The following is a 19,144-nucleotide window of genomic DNA, read 5'->3' on the forward strand; positions in this document are numbered from 1 at the left end:
AAATTATTCATCGTCATAAATCACGTCGCCGCGAAAAATAGCGTAATCAAAGTAATCACCGCTACTCAGACTAAATCGACAGTAAGAATTGTCGGCTCGCCCTTCGCCTTGTGATTCATCATAAAATTCACCGCGCACCCTGAAGCCATCGACTTCCATAGGTTGGTGCAACAGCATCTGCCAAACCCGCTGACATCCTTCCGATGAGGCGTTCACTTCAGGCCACCCCGCCAGATTCATCGCAACTGGGCTGCGATCGGTTTCTTTTCCATCACTATTGTAGTGCACCAGAATAATCCGCTGCGGACGCCCCTCAGCTTGCCACTGCCAGTGAGACGTAATGGCCGCATCTTCAAGCGCTTCACCCCGCTGATACAGAATTTGCCCTTTCAGGTTTGGCTCGCTCTCATAAAAATAGATGATAAAAGTGGCCATCAATATGGCGAACACCAGGGTCGACACAATGCCGATGTACATTTTCCGCTGTTCGCCTTCGGCGGTGTCGATACTTTTTCTCATCGGCCCCCCTTTATGGCACTCATCATGTCCCACATTGGCGAGAAGATACCCAGTGCCAACACCAGAACCATTCCGGCCACAAAAACAATAAGTATAGGCTCTATGCGAGCAGTGAGACTTTTCAAATCGTAGTCCACTTCCCGTTCATAAAAGCCTGCCACCTCGGCAAGTAAATCATCTACCCGACCGGTTTCTTCGCCCACGTTTATCATCTGCATGATCATGGGTGTAAACAGCCCGCTTGCCCGGCTCACCCGTGTGAGGTTTTCCCCTTTTTCAATGCGCTGGCGCATTTCAATAATTGCAGCACCCACATAAGCGTTATCGACCGCATCGGCCACAAGGTTTAGCGCATTGGTTAACGGCACTCCGGAATGCAGCATCATGGAAAAGCTGCGACTGAATCTGGCAAGCAGGGAACGACGAATAATCTCACCCACGATGGGTAAGCGAAGTTTCATGCGATCCCATTTGTAACGACCGGTTTGGGTATTGATATAGCGATAAATCGCAAACCCGATAAGCGCAACGATAGCCACCAGAATGTAGCTGCGATGAATCATAAAATCCGAGATCGACAACAACACCCGAGTCATGGTTGGCAGTTCTGCACCAAATTTAGCGAACATGGTGGCGAACTTAGGAATAACGAAAACGTTTAGAACGATAAAAGCCGCAACAATAGCAACAATAACGAAGATGGGATAACGGGTTGCAGCCTTAATTTGTTTGCGTGTTTCCTGCTCACGCTCCAGGTACTCGGCGAGCTGCAAGAAGGCGGCATCGAGCTGACCGGTGTTTTCTCCCACATGGATAATACTGACAAACAGTTGGTTAAAGATATCGCTATGAAGGTGTAGTGCCGATGATAAAGTACGACCCCGTTCAAGCTGTGCAATGACATCCAGCAATGCTACGCGCATACGCACGCTGCTACTGGACTCGGCTAAGCCACTCACGGCGCGTAATATTGGAATACCGGCCCGGGTCAACGAGTACATTTGCCGACAGAAAATCACCAATTCCTCAAGAGCGACATTCGGCGTATACCAGTGAACTTCCGATGATTTCGCCGCCCCGGGGCTCGCCTCTTCCTTTGCCGACTCAATGCGAATAGGTACCACGTTACGGGCAAGCAACAGTTTTGCTACCGCGCTTTCGTCGGTCGCTTCAATAACGCCTTCGGTTAATTCCCCGGTGCGCTCGCGAGCGGTATAACTATATTTAGCCATGCTCGCTCGTATCCTCAGCCTGCTCGGTATCGGCTCCCGCTTCAGCCACCATTTCTGATAGTTTGAGTACTTCGTCTACCGAGGTCATACCCATTTTCGCGTAGGTTAGTGCGGCATAGGCCAGGGGTCGATAGCCTTTGCTGTCGCGTGCATGGCGGGCAAAACCCACAGTGTCACCCACTTTTAGCGCGTCCATCATTGCATCATTCATTTCCAGCAACTCGAACACACCGATTCGGCCTTTATACCCGGTCTGACTGCATTTCTGACAGCCACGGCCACGTTTAAACACCACTTCACCGATGTTTTCATCTACGTGTTTTAACCAGAACAATTCCTGGGAAGTGGGCGTGTAAGTTTCTTCGCAACTGTCGCAAATTCGCCGAACTAGACGCTGAGCAATTACGCCTCGTAGGGCACTCGCTGCCAAGTATCCCGGCGCGCCCATATCTAGCAGACGAATTGCGCTGGATACGGCATCGTTTGTGTGCAAGGTAGACAACACCAAGTGCCCCGTTAGAGCGCCGCGCAGACCAATTTCAACGGTCTCCTGATCACGCATTTCCCCCACCATGATGATGTCAGGGTCTTGACGTAAGGTTGTGCGCAGCACACTGGAAAAAGTCAGGTCGATTTTTGCGTTTACCTGCACCTGATTAATACGCGGCAGACGATATTCCACCGGATCTTCAACAGTAATAATTTTGCGCTGCGGTTGGTTCAGTTCACTCAATGCACCATAGAGCGTGGTGGTTTTACCTGACCCCGTGGGGCCAGTAACCAAAATCATGCCGTGAGGACGTTGCAATAAGGCCCGGAATCGATTGAGGATGGCCGTTGGCATGCCGGTTTGGTCGAGGGTGAGTAGTCCCGCCGACTGATCCAACAAACGCATAACCACAGATTCCCCTGCCTGAACCGGCATGGTAGATAAACGCACGTCAATACGATGCCCTTTCACTTTGACCTGTGTGCGCCCATCCTGAGGCAAGCGCTTTTCCGAAATATCCAGCCCGGCCATGAGTTTGAGGCGGAGCACCAGAGCGGCTGCAATGTTGCCCTGAGGAATTACCGTTTCCTGCAACATGCCATCAACACGCTGACGAATACGCAGTTTATTTTCATCAGGCTCGATATGAATATCTGATGCTTTGGCAATCACCGCGTCGTCAAAAATAGACTGCAGAAGTCGTGAAACCGCGGTGTCCTGCTCTTCTTCCACCCCGGCGCTTAAGGTGAAATCATCGGTTTGCTGATATTCTTCAGCCAGTTCGGTGGCGAATGAAGCAATTTCATCGGTTTTCCGATAATGCGTGTCGTAGGCATCATAAAGCTGCGCTTCGCTGACAACGGCAGTGTCGAATGGCTTAGTTAGTAATTCAGAGAGGTTATCTTGAGCGTTAAGGTCTGCAGGATCGCTCATGGCCACCAACAGACGGTCGCCCTTATCCTCAATCACTAAGGCACGATATCGGCGAGCTTGTATTTCAGGTAACAGTTTTACCGCATTAGGGTTTACCTGATACTGCTCTAAATTAATCAGCGGCACATTCAAGTGGCGTGATAACAACTCCAGTAAAGCTTGCTCTGACACCAACCCCATGGATATCAAAGTAGCCCCAAGTTTACGGCCGGTTTTACGCTGTTCTCCCAGCGCCGAAACCAGCTGCTCGTCTGAGATCAAGCCATTTTGTACTAACAGATCGCCTAAGCGTATTTTCGGCTGATTCATAGGTTACTCCGAGAGTTCGCTTATTCGCTGGCGAATAAAGGTTTCAACATCATCATCCAGTTCCTGTAACCGGAGCGCCTTTTGATAAGCCTGCACAGCCATGTGGCTTCGATTCGTTTTATCTGCCGCTACGCCAAGTCCCAGCCACCAGCGGGCATCACCTGGCTGCAAGGCCACCAGGGTATTGTAGTCTGCCAGGGCGGTTTCAAAGCGTTGCTGTTGCTGGGCAAACCCGGCACGAAAGCCTAAAAAGTCGGTATCGTTGGTCAGTGCAGGCTCTCGTATCGCTTCCCAGGCCAGAGAATGGATGTTTTGCTGCACGTACAAACGCCCCAGCATCAGCCTGACGCTGGTGTTCGCCGGCACCTTGACTAAGGTTTGTTCCAGCAGCTGTTGTGCCTGCTCTATCTGACCTTCGGCGAAATACACAGAGGCGAGTTTTTTGCGTACGCTAATGTTATCGGGCTCTCGCTGCGTGAGCTTATTAAGTAAACGAATCGCTTCCCGGGTGTCGCCGCTTTTCATCGACCGGTCAATTTCGTCGCGTAGCGTGGCTTCCACCTCTCTGGGCGTCGCTCTGGCCACTTTCATGGTAGCTGGCTTTTCTGCAATCGCATCCGGTTGAGGGGTAGGATTTGCCGGCGGGCGCTGTTGATTCTCATCTTTGCTGGCAAACACGATAAGCGGCGCATCCTGAGCATCATTAAACTGGCTGGTCTGTGAGGCGCTCGCGCTACTGGCAGGCACATCGGGGGTTGCTGCTACACCTGTCTGTTCTGTTTGTTCTGTTTGTTCTGTTTGTTCTGTTTGAATTAGTGGCTGCGATTGCGATGTATTTTCCACTGCCACCAAACCTTCGCTTCCCGCTTGTGGGATCAGCACCGGCTCGTTATTTTCGCTTGTAGGCGTCAGCTTTCGTACCGGCGAATCACTATTACCATTAAAAGCAATGCCACTATTCATATTCAATGCGGGTTGAGTCGCTGCTTGTGCTGTGCTTTCGACACTTGCAGCACTTGTATTGTTACTCATAGCTTGCTGTGGCGCTGCAGCCTCATTGGCCACCGACGCCAGCACCGGGTTTGATACAAACGTGCCTGCGCTCACCGGTGCTGGATTGTCAGTAAATGTCATCCAGCTCCACACTAAAGCCGCAATGAGCAAAATGCTCAACACAACAATGCGCCAAACCGGTAACGACGACCCCGTTGACGATGAAGGCTGGTAATTTTTGCCGTTGGGATTCTGGCCATTTTGCCCTTCTAGATCCCGCAGCATTTTGTTGATTACACTCACCAACCGCCTCCTGTCTGCCACATCACAAACATTGAGACTGTGAGAAAGACAACGGTGGAAGCAGCAACCGCCCATCCCATGTATCGATTCATCACAGCACCACGGGTGGCTTCCGTGTCGTTAACGGCGTACTTTACGTGCTCCAATGACACTTCATGCTTACCTTCTCCGTAAGCCAGCATCAGCGCCTTATGTGACACCACATTAATAAGTCGCGCGGTGCCGTGGCAGGCTGCAACCATTGCTTTGCATTGTTTGTGTCCGAATACGGGCGCGCCTTTATAGCCAGCAATTTGCAGCCGGTGATGTACGTATTGTTCTACCTGATCGGCGTCCATCTTTCTTAGCTGATAGCTGAAGGTAATGCGTTGTCGAAGCTGGCGAAGGCGGGGCGAAGCCAGTTTCTGATCTAACTCAGGCTGCCCGAACAGCACCACTTGAAGGAGTTTCTTTGATTCGGTTTCTAAATTAGTCATCAGGCGCAATGCTTCAATGGTTTCATCTGGCATTGCCTGGGCTTCATCAACAATGAGTACCACCGACAGACCTTCCGACGCTTTCTCAATTAACTTGTCTTCGATTTGCCGGGTAAACTGCTGCTGATCACCACCTTCTTGCAAAACCACGCCAATCTCGGCCGCCACAGCGCGACGGAATTCCTGTGGCGCCAACATAGGGTTGGGAATGTAAGCCGTGGGGAAATTTTCTGGTAATTCGTTAAGAAGTTTGCGGCACAGAAGCGTTTTGCCCGAGCCCACTTCGCCAGTCACCTTGATAAACCCTTCCCCCGCATCAAGTGCGGTTCGCAACACCTCCATCGCCTCGTTGTGGCTAGGCAACCCAAAGTAAAATTGGGTATTTGGAGTCAGGGTGAAAGGCTGCTCTTGCAGGCCAAAGTGGCTTAGATACATGTTCTATTCCACGTATAACCAGTCTGCCATTTGCGAGCGGCTCATCTCGATTTGCTTGCTCCAGGTGCCCGGTTCAACCACCGTAGGCTTCAACAGAATAATCAATTCTTTCTTGGTTTCCTGCTCACGTCTGTTTTTAAACAGGTTACCCAGTACCGGAATATCACCTAGCAGCGGCGTTCTGCTTTCGTTGTCAGAACGTGTTGTTTGCATCAAACCGCCAATGACCACGATTTCACCGGATGACGCACGGATCACGGTATCCGATTCTCTGATGGTGCTTTGTGCCAGTGGCAACACGATTTCTTCCTCATTAAGCGTGACCACTTTGGTCTGCTCTTCGGTTTCAATCACTGACGGATGCACATGCAGCAGCACGCTTCCTTTGTCGTCGATCTGCGGGGTAACATCCAGCGCAATACCAGAGAAAAATGGGGTTAGCTCGATATTCGGTACCACGGAAGTAGATGCTGCGGTGATGGTATTCTGACTGGAAACATCGGTAACGAAATATTCATCATCACCCACCTTTATCACCGCTTTCTGGTTGTTGGTGGCAGTGACACGAGGGCTTGAGAGCACCTGCACATTACCTTGGGTAGAAAGCAGGTTCAGCACACCGGAAAAGTCCTGATTCAGGAACGATAAACTCGTTACCCCACCCAAGCTGGCAGAAATGCTGTTACCCAATGCGGCGGCGCTGGAAGAGAAGGTTAAATCGGTGCTGCCCACGTTAGCGACAATCTCGTTCCAGTTTATTCCCTGCTGATAACCATCGCTCAATACCACTTCCAGAATGCGTGCTTCCAGTACCACCTGACGTTGCAAGTGGGTTTCGGACACTTGCAGGAAGCGCTTAATTGCACGGATCTCAGACGGTAATGCCCGTACTGTTACCAAGCCAGCCTGAGGCGTCACAAATACCGCGCGTCCGTTATCCTGGCCCAGCATGGATTCAAGACTGGTTTGCAGATCATCCCAGAAATTGGTTTCTGTGCGGGTACTGATCATGGTGCCATTGTTATTGGCATTCATGTTGTTGTACTGACTGCCGCCACCATTGGCATTACTGCCAGCAAAGTTACTGAAATTGCCGTTGTTGTTACTCTGGCTATTTCCGCCATTTGCACTTTGCGACACGCCACCCGAGATAATGCTGGTTTGCGTGGCACCATCGCGCTTCATCAGTAAGTAATTCACCGCAAACGTTTCTGTTCGCATACCGGCTGGCAAAATTCTGAACACATTGCCGGAGCGCTGAATATCGAAGCCATAGAGATCGGAAAGCAGCGCCATCGTCTCATCCAGAGAGACTTGTTTTAGGTCGAGGCTCACTGAGCCCGTAACGTCAGGATGCACAGCAACGCTGTAAGGGGTTTCTGACACCAGGCCAGAAAGGAACTGACGCACATCTACACCTTGCGCATTGATATCGTACTTTTCAGGGCCTTGTAGTGCCGTGGGCATCGACGCACCCACCGGTTTGTCCAGCAGTGCCGAATTAACGGCATCCGGTAGCTTGTCTAGCTTACTGGCTTTTTCCTCACGGGCTTTCTCAGCATCCAGTTGAGCTTGCAGTTCCTGCTTCAGTGAGCGTTCGACCGCCGACTCTTTAGGTGCCGACTGACAAGCACTGAGTACCATGGTGGCTAATAAGGTGATTGTGGCTTTACGCATTGCCTGATCCCTAAAACTTATCCGCGCTGCGGATACTAAACTTATTCGATGACGCTTTACCGACTGTAAGCGTGATTGATTGCCAGTTGCCGTCTTTCTGCTGGTTTAACACCACTGACTCTTTGGTTATTTTCTTCACCACCGCATCTGAGAAGCGGTCGCCTTCACTTACCAGTCGATTGTTTACAATTGCCTGAGGTCGCTCGCCGTTCACAAAAATGGCAGACACCTTGTAATTTGCAGAGGCCGTTCTTTGTGCATACGTGCCCTTGTAGCTACGGCCTGGTCGTGTTGGATCGCCAGATGCCGCCACAGCGCTGGTTGCTATAGCGAGTAGGCTGACAAGAATGCGCATGGTTTTACTGTTAAACACCGATAAATGCCTTCTCTGTACTCAAGGTGTATACCTCAACATTAACTTCAGCTAGCGGGTAACGTGTGACTTTATAATCAATTCCACGCCAGAATAGCTGTTGAGTCTGGTCTTCCAGCGCCTCAATAAATTGTTTCACATCGAAATATCGACCGCTGAACGTGAGCGACACGCCATGTTGATAAAGTGGCACGTCGGCCATTTCTTCATTGCCGGCAAAAACCGATACCGGATTCAGCGAAGACATCTCAATAAGCGTTAAACTGGTGGCGTGATTGAATACCTGTTCAACCAGAAACACCATTTGTCCGGGCGTGACGAGTTCGTTTAACTCGTTCGCAAATACAGTTTCTATTTGCTTCTTCTGAACTTTAAGCTGAGCGAGCTCAGCATTGAGTTCGGCATTGGGATCAGACGACAATGCTTCTGAATACAGTTCAAGCTGGGCATTCAACGATTGACGCTTTACTTCTTCTGAAGCTAAATCGGTGCGGTACTTGGAATAATCGTCTATCGCGGGCTCAATAAAAAATGTGAAGCCGGCCATAAAAATCAGTGCCAGGCCCGATATTAATGTCAGCACTTTTTCGCGCTGTGACAGTGCGGCGAATTTTTCGTTTAGACTGGGAGCGCTCATGGTGCTACCCCGCTTGTATTCTCTGCCGCTCTTAGTGTTCTTAACTCAAATTTAAGGCCATCGTCTTTAAGAAAAACTTTTGCTTCTTCAAAATGCTTACCATTGAAGCTAGTGGTATTGCTTAAGCGCTGTAACCACTGAGGAAACGCGGCAGGGGAAGAGACTTCACCGGTAAAGTCCATCCGGGCTTCAGACACCATAATGGATTCCAGCCATAAATCTGATGATGATTCGTTTGCGAGGTCGTTGAACAGCACACTAAACCCTTTGTACCGAAGCGGCGAACGGCGTCGCAGTTCCTCTAACACCCTTTCCTGCTTTTCCAGATTCCGGGTGATATCTTCCACTTCCGTGGTAAGGGCTTCATCAGGTTTCCAGTTGCTCACCTCTGCCTGCAACATGTCTACCTGGCTTTGTAACATGCGATTTTGTGTCTCAACGGCGGCGTAGGCGTTTTGAGCCCGGGAGGCCATAAAGTGTGCCGATAAACCGATAAGCAGCATGACAGATGCGCAAACCACAAAGACAAAGGCGATGCTGGGCAGTGCCAGGTAATCCACCTTGGGAGCAAAGCGCGGATGATAAAGGTTTATATTACTTTTCATCGGCGGTTTCCTGCTTGGCTTCCACTTGCTTTGCTCTGAAAGGCAGTAGTGCCATTCCCAGACTGCTTAAATTTGTCAGCGAGTCTGATGGGTCATTTACCACAGCATTTAGATCCATCACCATGACAGATGCCGAGACCACCTGTGAAATTTGTTCGACGATGATTTCTGGCTGCGCGGCGTTAATGTGTAACACCACTTTTCTCACTGGCGGTTGTCGTAACTGGCTTTCAAAGAAGTCCATGGAGCGCTGAATCTGAATACACAGCCCGTCGAGCACACCCATTCTCAATTCTTCGGCAGAAAACGCCGCCAGGTTCTCGAACCCTTTTAGTCGACGACTAATATATAAATGGCCATCTTTAACAATGTTGAGAATGATTTCTTCACCGGCTTCCTGCGTTAGTGTGACCACCGCTTCGTCGGTCACAGGCACCAGCGAGCAATGCGCCAGTTCTTCAATAGAAATGCTGTCTAATCTCACTCCCGCTTCTATGCACCCAGCCACAATGTCCTCTACGGTGTTCTCGGGCATGGCAACAACATTCACTTTTTTACTGCCCGCTAGCGGTACAGGTAAATCGAAATAATCGAGAACGATAGGGCTTTCAAAGTTAATCAATTCTTTCACCGGCCACACCAGTGAGTCTGCGACTTCGTCCTCTTGCACATTAGGCCGATCGATTTGCAAAAGTTGATACCAGTTTTGAGAAAGCGCGACGTGGCAGGTTGCCCCAGTTAGCTTACGCTTCGTCACCCACTGAGATAACTGAGCTTTCCATTGGGAATAGAGAACCGAAACTTCAGATATTACGTAAAACTCATCGGCTTTTCGGCGCAACGCCGTAAAGGTCGCCGTGTCTGGTGACAGAGCAACCCCTATGGTGACGTCTGAGCGTTTTGGCTGAAAGCGCAGCTTCAGATATTTAGTCCAACCGATGTACATAGAATAAGTTCGCTTTTGTTAAAACCCGGTTCAGAAAAAGGTGTCTGCATCACTTAGCTTGTCTGTTAAGTGTAGACGAACCTTTCTGACAACCAACATCCTCTTACACCGGTATCCGGCGGGAGCCAGAAACCAGTGGCGAAATTCCTTTTCTGATAAACGCGGCCAGAGTGAGTTTGCTGACATTCACTTTTTACTCGTATTTCTGGTAAGTTAACGGCCACTGCGGCGCTAACTTTAGCGTCAAAAAAATGTCCTGTTAGCAAATACATACTTCTTAATCTGCAACCTGTGCAAAGATAGCGCCAGATCGTCTGACAGATCCTTGGCGAGATCCCGCCAATTCAGGTGATGTAGTATTTCTCTTTAATTCGCTTAGTATTAGATAAAACGCATTGCATATTAGCCATTCATTTTTCTAAGAGAAAGAACTTTGACCCCAATAGTATTCAGGTGCGGAAATATTAAGCACATTCGCGATAGCTTTCCGGCAACCACCTTGCATCAGCCCTTTATCGACGTGATAAATGATGTAGATGCACCCCCCAAGCAGAAGCGTAATGCATTGAAAACCTTGCTGAATAGCAATGGGCCATGTTGGCTGGAGAGCAGGTTCCATCTGGCCGGAGAAGGCAAAGTAACCTTCGGCAAGTTCATATTTGCAAACCACAACCTCACGCTACTCGCTGGCGATGAGATCACGGTGGGCGAAAGCACTTTTTTCGGCCCCAATGTGGTGGTGAGCGCTTTTCCTTTGGAAGCAGATGGTGTGGTTGCCGACGTTTCAGCGTCGGTGGAAATTGGAAAGCAGGTATGGATAGGTGCCAATGCGGTGATCTTGCCGGGCGTAAAAATTGGCGATGGCGCTATTGTCGGAGCCGGCTCGGTGGTGAATAAAGATGTACCGGCGATGTCGATGGTGGCGGGAAAACCGGCCGAAATTACCTCCCGCGCAAAATAACAAGACTCAATTTGACGGCAATTTTTGTCACATAAAGCGGCAAAAATCCGATATTATCTGGTTGTTATTAACATCGCGATATGCGGATAAGTTTTCCGGAGAATCAATGAAAAACTTACTACTTTGCTGGTGCCTGCTCATGACCGCGTTTACTACGACTGTTTCTGCCGATGAATCTCAGGTTCGTCATATTGTGGTATTTAAATATAAAGATGGCGCTGATCCGTCAGAGATAGAAAGAATCAATCAGGCTTTCAGCCAACTGCCAGAGAAAATCCCTGGGATCTTGTCTTTTGAGATGGGGGTGAATAACAGCCCTGAAGGTCTGAACAAGGGATTTACCCACGTATACCAACTGACTTTCACCGATGTTGCGGCCCGAGAGGCTTACCTGCCCCACCCTGACCATAAGCGCTTTACCGATTTACTCGGCGAACTGGATATTCTGGATGATGTGTTTGTTGTCGATTATGCGTTCTAAGCGTTAATAGTCGCGCTCAGTTCTACAGTATTAAAAAAGCTCGCCAGTTGGCGAGCTTCTTATTTTTGCGACTTATTCTGCCGGATTCAGCAACACAGGTTCACCGAAGCCTAAATCATTCAGCCGTGGTAATTGCGTTTCTGCATCGCCTACGACTAGCCAAATCATGTGCTCAGGGTCGGCATAGGTGTTAGCCAGACGTTTGATCTCTTCAACTGTCATGCCTTTCACTGTTTCCAGGCGCTGATTTACGTATCCTGGTTCCCAGCCATAGTCAGTCACCTTCTCTAACAGATTCAGTTTAGCGCCATAAGTTTCAAATTGGCGCGCGGTGCTTTTTTCCATAAAGCTCTTGGTGTTAGCCAAGTCTTCTTCTGTGAACGACGCTGGATAGTCTTCAAGAATTTCCTTTACCAACGCAGCAGACTCGTAAGTAACGTTAGTGCGCACGCCACTGGAAACCTGGAACGGGCCCACCCTATCTGAACCCTGGAAGCCAGAACGAATGCCATAGGTGTAACCCTTGCCTTCACGCAGTGCCTGAGTAAGACGCGACGCGAAACCACCACCGCCGAGTTTGTAATTCATTACTGTTGCCGGGTAGAAGTCTGCATCGGTTTCTGCCAGAGCCAGATAACCAAAACGCAGCACAGATTGCTTAGCACCTGGCACATCATAGAAATACACTTTTGAGGCATCAGGTTTAGCCGGTGTGCCAAAGTCTGGCAGGGCTACTTGTTTCGCTTTCCATTTCGCAGTCAGTTCTGTCAGCGACTCAGTGACTTGCTGCTGTTTCACATCACCCACAATGAGGAAGTCAGCAACCGACGGCGTAAGGTAGTTCTCATAGTATGTTTTGAGATCTGCCATGGTCACATTGTTAACTGACGCCTCGGTGCCTGTTGCGGGAATCGACAAAATGCTGTCTTCACCGTAAAGCAGCTTCATAAACTCAATGCTGGCAATGGCGTTTGGCTCGGCTTTTTGCTGCGCAAGCGTGCTCAGTGTGCTTTGTTTTGCCAGTTCAAATTCACGCACATCCCAACGGGGCTCCAACAACAATTCGGTAACCAGTGCCATGGTTTCTGCGTAGTTGTGAGATAACGTTGTACCGGAAATAGTGAAGCTGTCACTGCTTGCACCAGCATGAATACTGGCACCCAGCATGTCGATGGCTTTTTGCAGTTGTTCCGGTGTTTTCGTTGCCGTACCGCGGGTAAGCAATTCGGCCAGCAGATTCGCAGTTCCTGATTTCTCCGCCGTTTCGAGCAGGTGACCGCCTTTAATGGTAAGGGCGAATTCCACCAGCGGTAGTTCGGTATTATTAATTCCCGATACCGCCATACCGTTTTGTAATTGGGTTTGCCACACATCAGGAATGGCCGGAACCGGCGCTTTACCATAAGCAGGTTCAACACTGCGGTCGAAACTCGATGGCGTGCGGGCATATTCAGTTTCTGCGGGTAATTCAAAGTCTTCGCCGCGACCATTCGCCACAATGACTTCTTCTTCAACCTGCGCCGGAGTAGAGCCCGCTAATGCCAGTTCCTGTTCGCCTTTCGGCACAAAACTCGTTGCAACAAACGGCTGGCCTTTAATGTAGGTGTTATATACCCGCATGATGTCTTCGCGGGTTACTGCCAGCGACTTTTGCAGATCTTCATTAATATAACCCGGGTCGCCGGCGAAAATATTGTACTGCGCCAGCTGGAAGGCCTTGCCCAATACATCTGACAACCCGTTGTAGAATTCGGTTTCCAGTCCGGCTTTTACGCGTTTCAGCTCATCATCACTGAAACCGTCTTTCTCAAATCGGGCAAAGGCTTCATTCACGGCAGCCTGCACATCATCGAGGTCGGTGCCAGGATACGCGCGGGTGATTAGATTCACTTCGCCGGCAATTTCAGAAGTACTGTTATAGAAGTAAACATCGCTTGTCAGCTCTTTCTCATCCACCAGCACTTTTTGCAGTGGCGATTCTTTACTGCCAGCCAGCAGTTCACCGAGAATTTGCAGCGCATAAGCGTCATCTTCAAAATTCGCTACGCCAGGCCATACCATTCTAAGCTCTGGTAATCTGGCGAAGTTATCTTCGTAGAAGCGCTTTTTGGTTTCTTCGAGATCAGACGGACGTTCTTTCAGTGGTTTAATATCGTCGCCACGGGGAATTTCATCGAAATATTTGTGTACCCAGGCTTTTGCTTGCTGCGGGTCGAAATCGCCGGCAATTACCAGCGTTGCGTTGTTTGGCACATACCATTTGTTGTAGAAGTCTTTTACATCCTGCAAGGTGGCATTCTGCAGGTCTTCCAGCGAGCCAATAACCTGCCAATTGTAAGGGTGACTTTCCGGGTACAGGTTTTTGCCAATCACATAGCGGGCATGACCATAAGGCTGGTTATCTACGCCCTGACGCTTCTCGTTTTTTACCACCTGCTTTTCTTTGGCCAGTACCGCATCGGTCACCGTGTTAATGAAGTAGCCCAGCTTATCGGCTTCTGCCCAAATCATCTTTTCCAGCGCATCATTAGGCACAGTTTGGAAATAGTTGGTGCGGTCACGGCTGGTAGACCCGTTAGCGCCAGAGCCACCAATGCGAGAGCTCATCTTATCCAAACCGCCTTTACCTAAGTTTTCAGATTCCAGAAACAATAAATGTTCGAACAAATGGGCAAAGCCGGTTCGGCCTTCCAGCTCACGGGCAGAGCCAACGTGGAAGGTGAGCGCAACGGCGGTAATCGGGTCGGAATGGTCTTGGTGAAGCACCACTTCCAATCCGTTATCTAAGGTGAATTTCTCATAATTAACAGAAAAGCCCATATCTTCTGCCACGGTTGCGGTTGTTGCTTTAGTTGTTGCCGTGGGTGTTTGAGAACAGGATGCGAGCAGCCCTACTGCGGCTGCAACACAGGAGATTTTAAACAGCGATTTTGGATTCATAATGATGTGATCTTGTTGTTTTTTGCCAATATAGCACCGGCCAGAAAGTAAACCAATTTACCAGCCGTTCAGACGCTTTCACGTGCGACGAGCCGATTCTGACACAAACCATTACATATTTAGCTGACAGCAGGCTGACGGTTAACGCGGAGTGTTCGAGCTGACTTATTCAATATCGTCTGCGCGAGGTGTTATATCTTCAGTATCCAGACGCTTTAATATTTCCTTGGGGTTTGACAGCGCCTGTTCTGAAACTTGTCTCACGGTTTGTACAAACTCAGTCGGTAATTCATTTGCAATTAACGAAATGAAACGCGACCTGCCACTCTGGTTCTCGTTCACCGGCATTTCCCTGAAAGCCCGCCATAATGCGAAAGTGTCGCCTTTCTCCGCATACAGAAGTGCGTGATCTATGCCGCGATGAATGAGAAGGCCGCAGGAATAATAGATCCCGAAACGCCCAGAAGTAGCCGCTTTATCCAGAGACATCGTGGAAAGTCCGTTCTCACAGTCAGTTACTGCCCGCGCTATCCGTTGCTGAACATAATCTTCACTGCGGGGATACAATTCAGTTAGCGCTCTGGCTGCCAACCAGTCTGCGTGCCCCTCGTGGATCCAAGATGATTCAGGCTCTATAGGGAGTCTCTCGCTACCAGGGCTCTGATAAAAGTGTGCAACTTCGTGAGCGAAGAACCACAGGGTATCATTAATAAAGTCGCTGTCGTTTTCTCGCTCAATGAGGTTGTTTACATTCCAGTGCATGAATATCTGATGTGGCAATGTGCCGCCTTGAGACGAATGGCCGTCAACCATGGCGTAAGAGGCGAACAATGTAGGTTTCACCCCCTCAATTCTGCCTAACCGCTGCTCAAAATAGTCCATCAATCGGGGAATTTCCGAATTCAAAGCGGCTTTCATGGTTTCCGGCAAGCCTTTGTCGACAATAGCAATCACATTGCCTGTTTCCACTGGTTCTTGCGGCCCGACATACACATTGGTTCCGTCGTTTTCATCAATCCAGCTAGCCTTACCGGTATAAAGACGACCATTTACCACAATCTTGTCGTTCTTCTGGGCAGTCAGTGTAAAGCGCCAGCGCTCATCACCTTTGCAGTCCTGAGGACAACTGAATAAACGTCCAGAATATACCAGTGTGCCACCATCAGAATAAGGTGAAAATGGCGCATAGTCTTTTGATAGATGTTTGTAGTCTGATGTCAACGTCACTGAGACTTCTTTAAACATTTTACCGTCGCCGCGCTGCAAATACTCATTACCGTCTTGAAAAGCAATTTCAAACTCAGTGGATTCAGGAGTCCAGCGTGTGGTTCTGGAATTATCAGGATTTCTGACAAAAGCCAGGCGATGAGTGGGTTCAGGTAGAACGTAAGTGAGCTTCCAAGTTCCTGTAACGCTCTTATCAAGGTATACGTCCACCATAGGTGCAGACTGTGACCAGCTTAAGAAACTCACACACAGCAATAGAAAAGCAGTTAGCGTTTTCAAATATCAATCCTTGTAATAGCAGCTGTTCCGAGGCGCTGAAACATCTGAATCAGGCCAGAGAGGAAAGACTAAATTAAACAAAATGCGGCGATGTTCAAAGCACGGTAACGATTAGATTGTTTACAAAATGTGTCTGCTACCTGGCAGCCCTCACTGTTCGCAAACTATGCGATGAGAAGTAAGGTGCTGAAGCTATTATTGACTGTACCAATTTAATTGCAGCAAAACGGAATTAATCCCCCATTTAGCGCAAGACAAATAATTCACTCTTGAATAAAACTAAACCGTTCAGTACAGTTTGGGCGTTATTTTAATTTTATACCTAAGGGAGTGTATGAAAGCCTTCTCCACATCTCTTCTCACCCTGACATTGCTTCTTTCCTTAACCGGCTGTGCCCATCGCTCTGAAATAGTGAGCCAGGCAGACGCAACTCCGTCAGACGTAGAAATGGATCTAACGCAATACAACGGACTTTCCAGCGCCAGTGCCAAACAGCAATGGTGGACAATGTTCAATGATGCGCAGCTTAATGCGCTGATTAACGATGCACTGCGTTATAACAATAACTTGCAACTCGCTATGAGCCGGGTGAAAGCATCACAGATAAATCTCGGCCTGCTTGAGTCGAACGATGCGCTGAAACTGGATTTACACGGTGGCTACGACCGCCAGGCTATTAGCGCGAACTCGCCTCTAGCCTTATTGGGCGCGCCCAGTTCCGGGTTTTCCCTGTGGAATACTGGCTTGGCTGCCAGTTGGGAATTAGATTTATGGGGGTACGAGGAAAAACTTCAGGAAGCAGCCAGCGAAACAATTAACGCCCAGATGTACGCCACCGATGTGGTGCGCATTTCGTTATCGGCTGAAATTGTGAATGCTTATCTGGAGCTGCAGAACACCTTGTTTATGCAAGATGTGGCCACTGAGCGGGTTAATTTGCTCGCTGAAGAGCTAACTTATACAGAAAGTCGCCGTCGCAACGGCGCAGCCGCGCAAACCGAGGTAGACAGCGTACGGGCAGCCTTACTTTCGAGTAAAAGCATTCTGCCCACACTGGTGCAGCAAGAGCGAACACTACGCAATCGTCTTGCCTACCTCACGGGCAAAGTGCCGGGCGAACTGCACATCGAACTCAACAGTGACCCCATTAATGTACCTGAACAAGTTAACATTGGCATTCCCTCTGAAGCCGTGCACCACCGGCCAGACATACTGGCCGCGGAAGCCCGCCTGCGTGCAGCAATATCCACCATCGATGCCGCTGAAGCGAACTTCTATCCCCGCGTGAGCCTGGATGGCAGCTTTGGGTTTCAGGCCTTTACCTTACCGGAGGCCGCTACGTGGAATTCTCGTAATTTCATGATTGGCCCCGCTTTTCACCTGCCTATTTTCGATGGCGGCGCACTACAGAAGAATCTGGAACTCACCGAAGTACGTCAGCAACAGGCTGCCATTTCCTACCGGGACACGGTGTTGCGTGCCTGGCATGAAGTAGACAACGCGCTATCTGCTTACAAGCAGTCGAAACTGCGCCGGGAAACCCAGTCCGAAGCCCTTGATAGTTGGGACCAGGTGGTGAATTCCGCCTTGAATCAGTTGTCGCAGGGCGCAGCCAGTCGTTTGCAAGTGGTGGAAGCGAATCTCGCTCGCCTGAATGCAAAACAACGTTATTTAATGGACGACACCCAATTCAAGCTGAACGTGGTAGCGCTGCAACGCGCGGTCACTCGCAGTTGGTTGGAAGCCCCGTCTGGTGAGCAGAGCGAGCATCTGGCTATGCAGGACACAATTAATGAGTAAAGCGGTACCACAAGGACCCGTCTTTGACTTCAGGCTGGCCATGGGGCTACTGGGTATTTTGCTGGCCGCCATGCTTTCTGGATTGAACAGCCGGGTAGTCGGCTTAGCCTTGCTTGATGTGCAAGGTGCGATGCACATGAGCCACGATATCGCCAGTTGGATGGACACGCTATATTCCGCGGGTGAATTGGCAGCCATGCCATTTGCCAGCTGGTTTGCGATCACCTTCTCACTGCGGCGTTTTCATATTGCCATGCTAGCCGGTGTGATAGTGATTGGCATATTTCTGCCTTTCATTCATCATCCATGTGCGATGTACGCGGCGCGTCTGTTGCAAGGCGTTTTCTCTGGCGCACTGATCCCCTTGCTGATGATGTCTGCGCTGCGCTTTTTACCGCCGCCAATCAGACTTCACGGGCTGGCACTTTACGCCCTTACTGCCACCTTTTCGCCAAATGTGGCGCTTTGGCTAACTGGCGCCATTATTTCGAATCTTCACGACTGGCGCTGGATATTCTGGGAGGTGGTGCCGCTTGGGCTACTTTCAGCAGGACTGGTGTATTACGGCATCCCCAAAATGCCACCCGCACTGCCTCGTCTTAAACAGGCGAACTGGATGGGACTGGTGATTGGCGTGAGCGGGTTGATTTGTCTTGCCATCGGCATTGGACAGGGCAGCCGTCTCGATTGGTTTAACTCTCCAGTAATTCAAGCTGCCTTCTTTGCTGGCTCGGGCTTGCTGCTGCTGTTCGGTATTTCTGAATGGTTTCATCCCGCTCCCTTCGTGCGCTTCCAACTACTGGCAAAAAGAAACATCGGTATTGGCTTTATCATTTTCTTTTTCATGCTTATCGCCATGACCACCGCCGTGGGCTTTCCTGCATCTATTCTGCAGCAGCTTCATCACCTGAAAGTAGAGCAAACTGCGTCGCTGGGACTGATTGTGGGCCTTCCACAACTCATTTTAGGATCGGTGATTGCCATTCTGTTGTACCAGAAATGGGTAGATGCAAGAGTCATTTTCATTATTGGTTTGTTGCTGATGGCCACCGCAAGCGGACTGGCATCATTCATTACGCATGAATGGAAAATGCAGGAGTTTGTCCTTATCGAGTGCCTGTATGCGCTGGGCATGCCTATGGCTATCGTGTGCTTGCTGTTTATGAGTACCAGCGTGGTAGTGCCGTCTGAAGGGCCCTTCTTGTCAGGCATTATAAATACCTTACGCTCGCTAGGTACCCTTGCGGGCTCGGCATTGATTGGCCAGTTCATGTCTGACAGTACCCGTACCAATCAACTTTATATGTTAGATGAAGCGTCGGGCTGGCGAGCGATGCCAGGCACCGATGTCACCTCTGCCGTAGCCAATCTGTTTACACGGGAAGCGACCGTTATCGCCGCTTCCGACATATTTGTATTTTTCGCCGGTTTATTTCTGATCCTGGTACCACTGGTTATGTGCCTGCAATACATACCCGCGCCAGTTATGCAGAACACCGCCGTTAATAAATCTAAAGAGTCTTAATC

16 protein-coding genes are annotated in these 19,144 nt (G+C 49.6%); 4 read left to right on the plus strand and 12 right to left on the minus strand.

Annotated elements, in window-relative coordinates; all coding sequences use genetic code 11:
- Positions 1–3: 3 nt before the first annotated feature.
- The 10 genes from ACXAGX_RS02085 to ACXAGX_RS02130 are packed head-to-tail and all read right to left on the minus strand — an operon-like array spanning position 4 to position 9,928.
- Positions 4–519: a hypothetical protein gene (locus tag ACXAGX_RS02085; RefSeq protein WP_474818966.1), complete on the minus strand. Its 516-nt coding sequence runs from the start codon at positions 517–519 to the stop codon at positions 4–6.
- Positions 516–1,751, minus strand: a complete 1,236-nt coding sequence (locus tag ACXAGX_RS02090; RefSeq protein ID WP_474836246.1) for a type II secretion system F family protein — start codon at positions 1,749–1,751, stop codon at positions 516–518. The genes ACXAGX_RS02085 and ACXAGX_RS02090 overlap by 4 nt, the downstream gene beginning before the upstream one ends.
- Positions 1,744–3,483 carry a GspE/PulE family protein gene (locus tag ACXAGX_RS02095; RefSeq protein ID WP_474836248.1) on the minus strand — a complete coding sequence of 580 codons (1,740 nt, stop codon included), beginning with the start codon at positions 3,481–3,483 and terminating at the stop codon, positions 1,744–1,746. The genes ACXAGX_RS02090 and ACXAGX_RS02095 overlap by 8 nt, the downstream gene beginning before the upstream one ends.
- A 3-nt stretch (positions 3,484–3,486) precedes the next feature.
- A complete protein-coding gene (locus tag ACXAGX_RS02100) occupies positions 3,487–4,779 on the minus strand; it encodes a tetratricopeptide repeat protein (protein WP_474836250.1) in 1,293 nt (430 codons plus the stop codon).
- Positions 4,776–5,690 carry an ExeA family protein gene (locus ACXAGX_RS02105; protein WP_474836252.1) on the minus strand — a complete coding sequence of 305 codons (915 nt, stop codon included), beginning with the start codon at positions 5,688–5,690 and terminating at the stop codon, positions 4,776–4,778. Before ACXAGX_RS02105 ends, ACXAGX_RS02100 begins: the two co-directional genes overlap by 4 nt.
- Before the next feature lie 3 nt (positions 5,691–5,693).
- Positions 5,694–7,367 carry a pilus (MSHA type) biogenesis protein MshL gene (gene mshL / locus ACXAGX_RS02110; RefSeq protein ID WP_474836254.1) on the minus strand — a complete coding sequence of 558 codons (1,674 nt, stop codon included), beginning with the start codon at positions 7,365–7,367 and terminating at the stop codon, positions 5,694–5,696.
- Between the two features lie 10 nt (positions 7,368–7,377).
- Entirely contained in the window at positions 7,378–7,740 is a 363-nt protein-coding gene (locus tag ACXAGX_RS02115; protein ID WP_474836256.1) for a hypothetical protein, read from the minus strand.
- Entirely contained in the window at positions 7,733–8,377 is a 645-nt protein-coding gene (locus ACXAGX_RS02120) for a hypothetical protein (protein ID WP_474836258.1), read from the minus strand. The genes ACXAGX_RS02115 and ACXAGX_RS02120 overlap by 8 nt, the downstream gene beginning before the upstream one ends.
- On the minus strand, positions 8,374–8,982 hold the full coding sequence (locus ACXAGX_RS02125; protein ID WP_474836260.1) for a hypothetical protein: 609 nt from the start codon (positions 8,980–8,982) through the stop codon (positions 8,374–8,376). Before ACXAGX_RS02125 ends, ACXAGX_RS02120 begins: the two co-directional genes overlap by 4 nt.
- Positions 8,972–9,928 carry an MSHA biogenesis protein MshI gene (locus tag ACXAGX_RS02130; protein ID WP_474836261.1) on the minus strand — a complete coding sequence of 319 codons (957 nt, stop codon included), beginning with the start codon at positions 9,926–9,928 and terminating at the stop codon, positions 8,972–8,974. Before ACXAGX_RS02130 ends, ACXAGX_RS02125 begins: the two co-directional genes overlap by 11 nt.
- Positions 9,929–10,361: 433 nt before the next feature.
- Here ACXAGX_RS02130 and ACXAGX_RS02135 point away from each other — a divergent pair, with 433 nt between their 5' ends.
- Both ACXAGX_RS02135 and ACXAGX_RS02140 read left to right on the plus strand, forming a co-directional pair.
- Positions 10,362–10,889 (plus strand): DapH/DapD/GlmU-related protein, encoded by a 528-nt coding sequence (locus ACXAGX_RS02135; RefSeq protein WP_474836263.1) that lies wholly within the window; start codon positions 10,362–10,364, stop codon positions 10,887–10,889.
- Positions 10,890–10,995: 106 nt separating this feature from the next.
- On the plus strand, positions 10,996–11,370 hold the full coding sequence (locus tag ACXAGX_RS02140; RefSeq protein WP_083272844.1) for a Dabb family protein: 375 nt from the start codon (positions 10,996–10,998) through the stop codon (positions 11,368–11,370).
- Between the two features lie 72 nt (positions 11,371–11,442).
- On the opposite strand, the gene ACXAGX_RS02145 is transcribed toward ACXAGX_RS02140, so the two are convergent.
- Together ACXAGX_RS02145 and ACXAGX_RS02150 are read right to left on the minus strand one after the other, a co-directional pair.
- Positions 11,443–14,310, minus strand: coding sequence for a M16 family metallopeptidase (locus ACXAGX_RS02145; protein WP_474836265.1), 2,868 nt, complete (start codon positions 14,308–14,310; stop codon positions 11,443–11,445).
- 165 nt (positions 14,311–14,475) lie between these two features.
- Positions 14,476–15,816 carry a hypothetical protein gene (locus ACXAGX_RS02150; RefSeq protein WP_474836266.1) on the minus strand — a complete coding sequence of 447 codons (1,341 nt, stop codon included), beginning with the start codon at positions 15,814–15,816 and terminating at the stop codon, positions 14,476–14,478.
- 334 nt (positions 15,817–16,150) lie between these two features.
- Between ACXAGX_RS02150 and ACXAGX_RS02155 the strand changes: the two genes are divergently transcribed.
- Together ACXAGX_RS02155 and ACXAGX_RS02160 are read left to right on the plus strand one after the other, a co-directional pair.
- A complete protein-coding gene (locus ACXAGX_RS02155; RefSeq protein ID WP_474818936.1) occupies positions 16,151–17,617 on the plus strand; it encodes an efflux transporter outer membrane subunit in 1,467 nt (488 codons plus the stop codon).
- Entirely contained in the window at positions 17,610–19,142 is a 1,533-nt protein-coding gene (locus tag ACXAGX_RS02160; RefSeq protein ID WP_474836268.1) for an MFS transporter, read from the plus strand. The genes ACXAGX_RS02155 and ACXAGX_RS02160 overlap by 8 nt, the downstream gene beginning before the upstream one ends.
- The last annotated feature ends 2 nt before the right edge of the window (positions 19,143–19,144 follow it).

It is taken from the genome of Alteromonas sp. ABV4_515, from assembly GCF_056160345.1.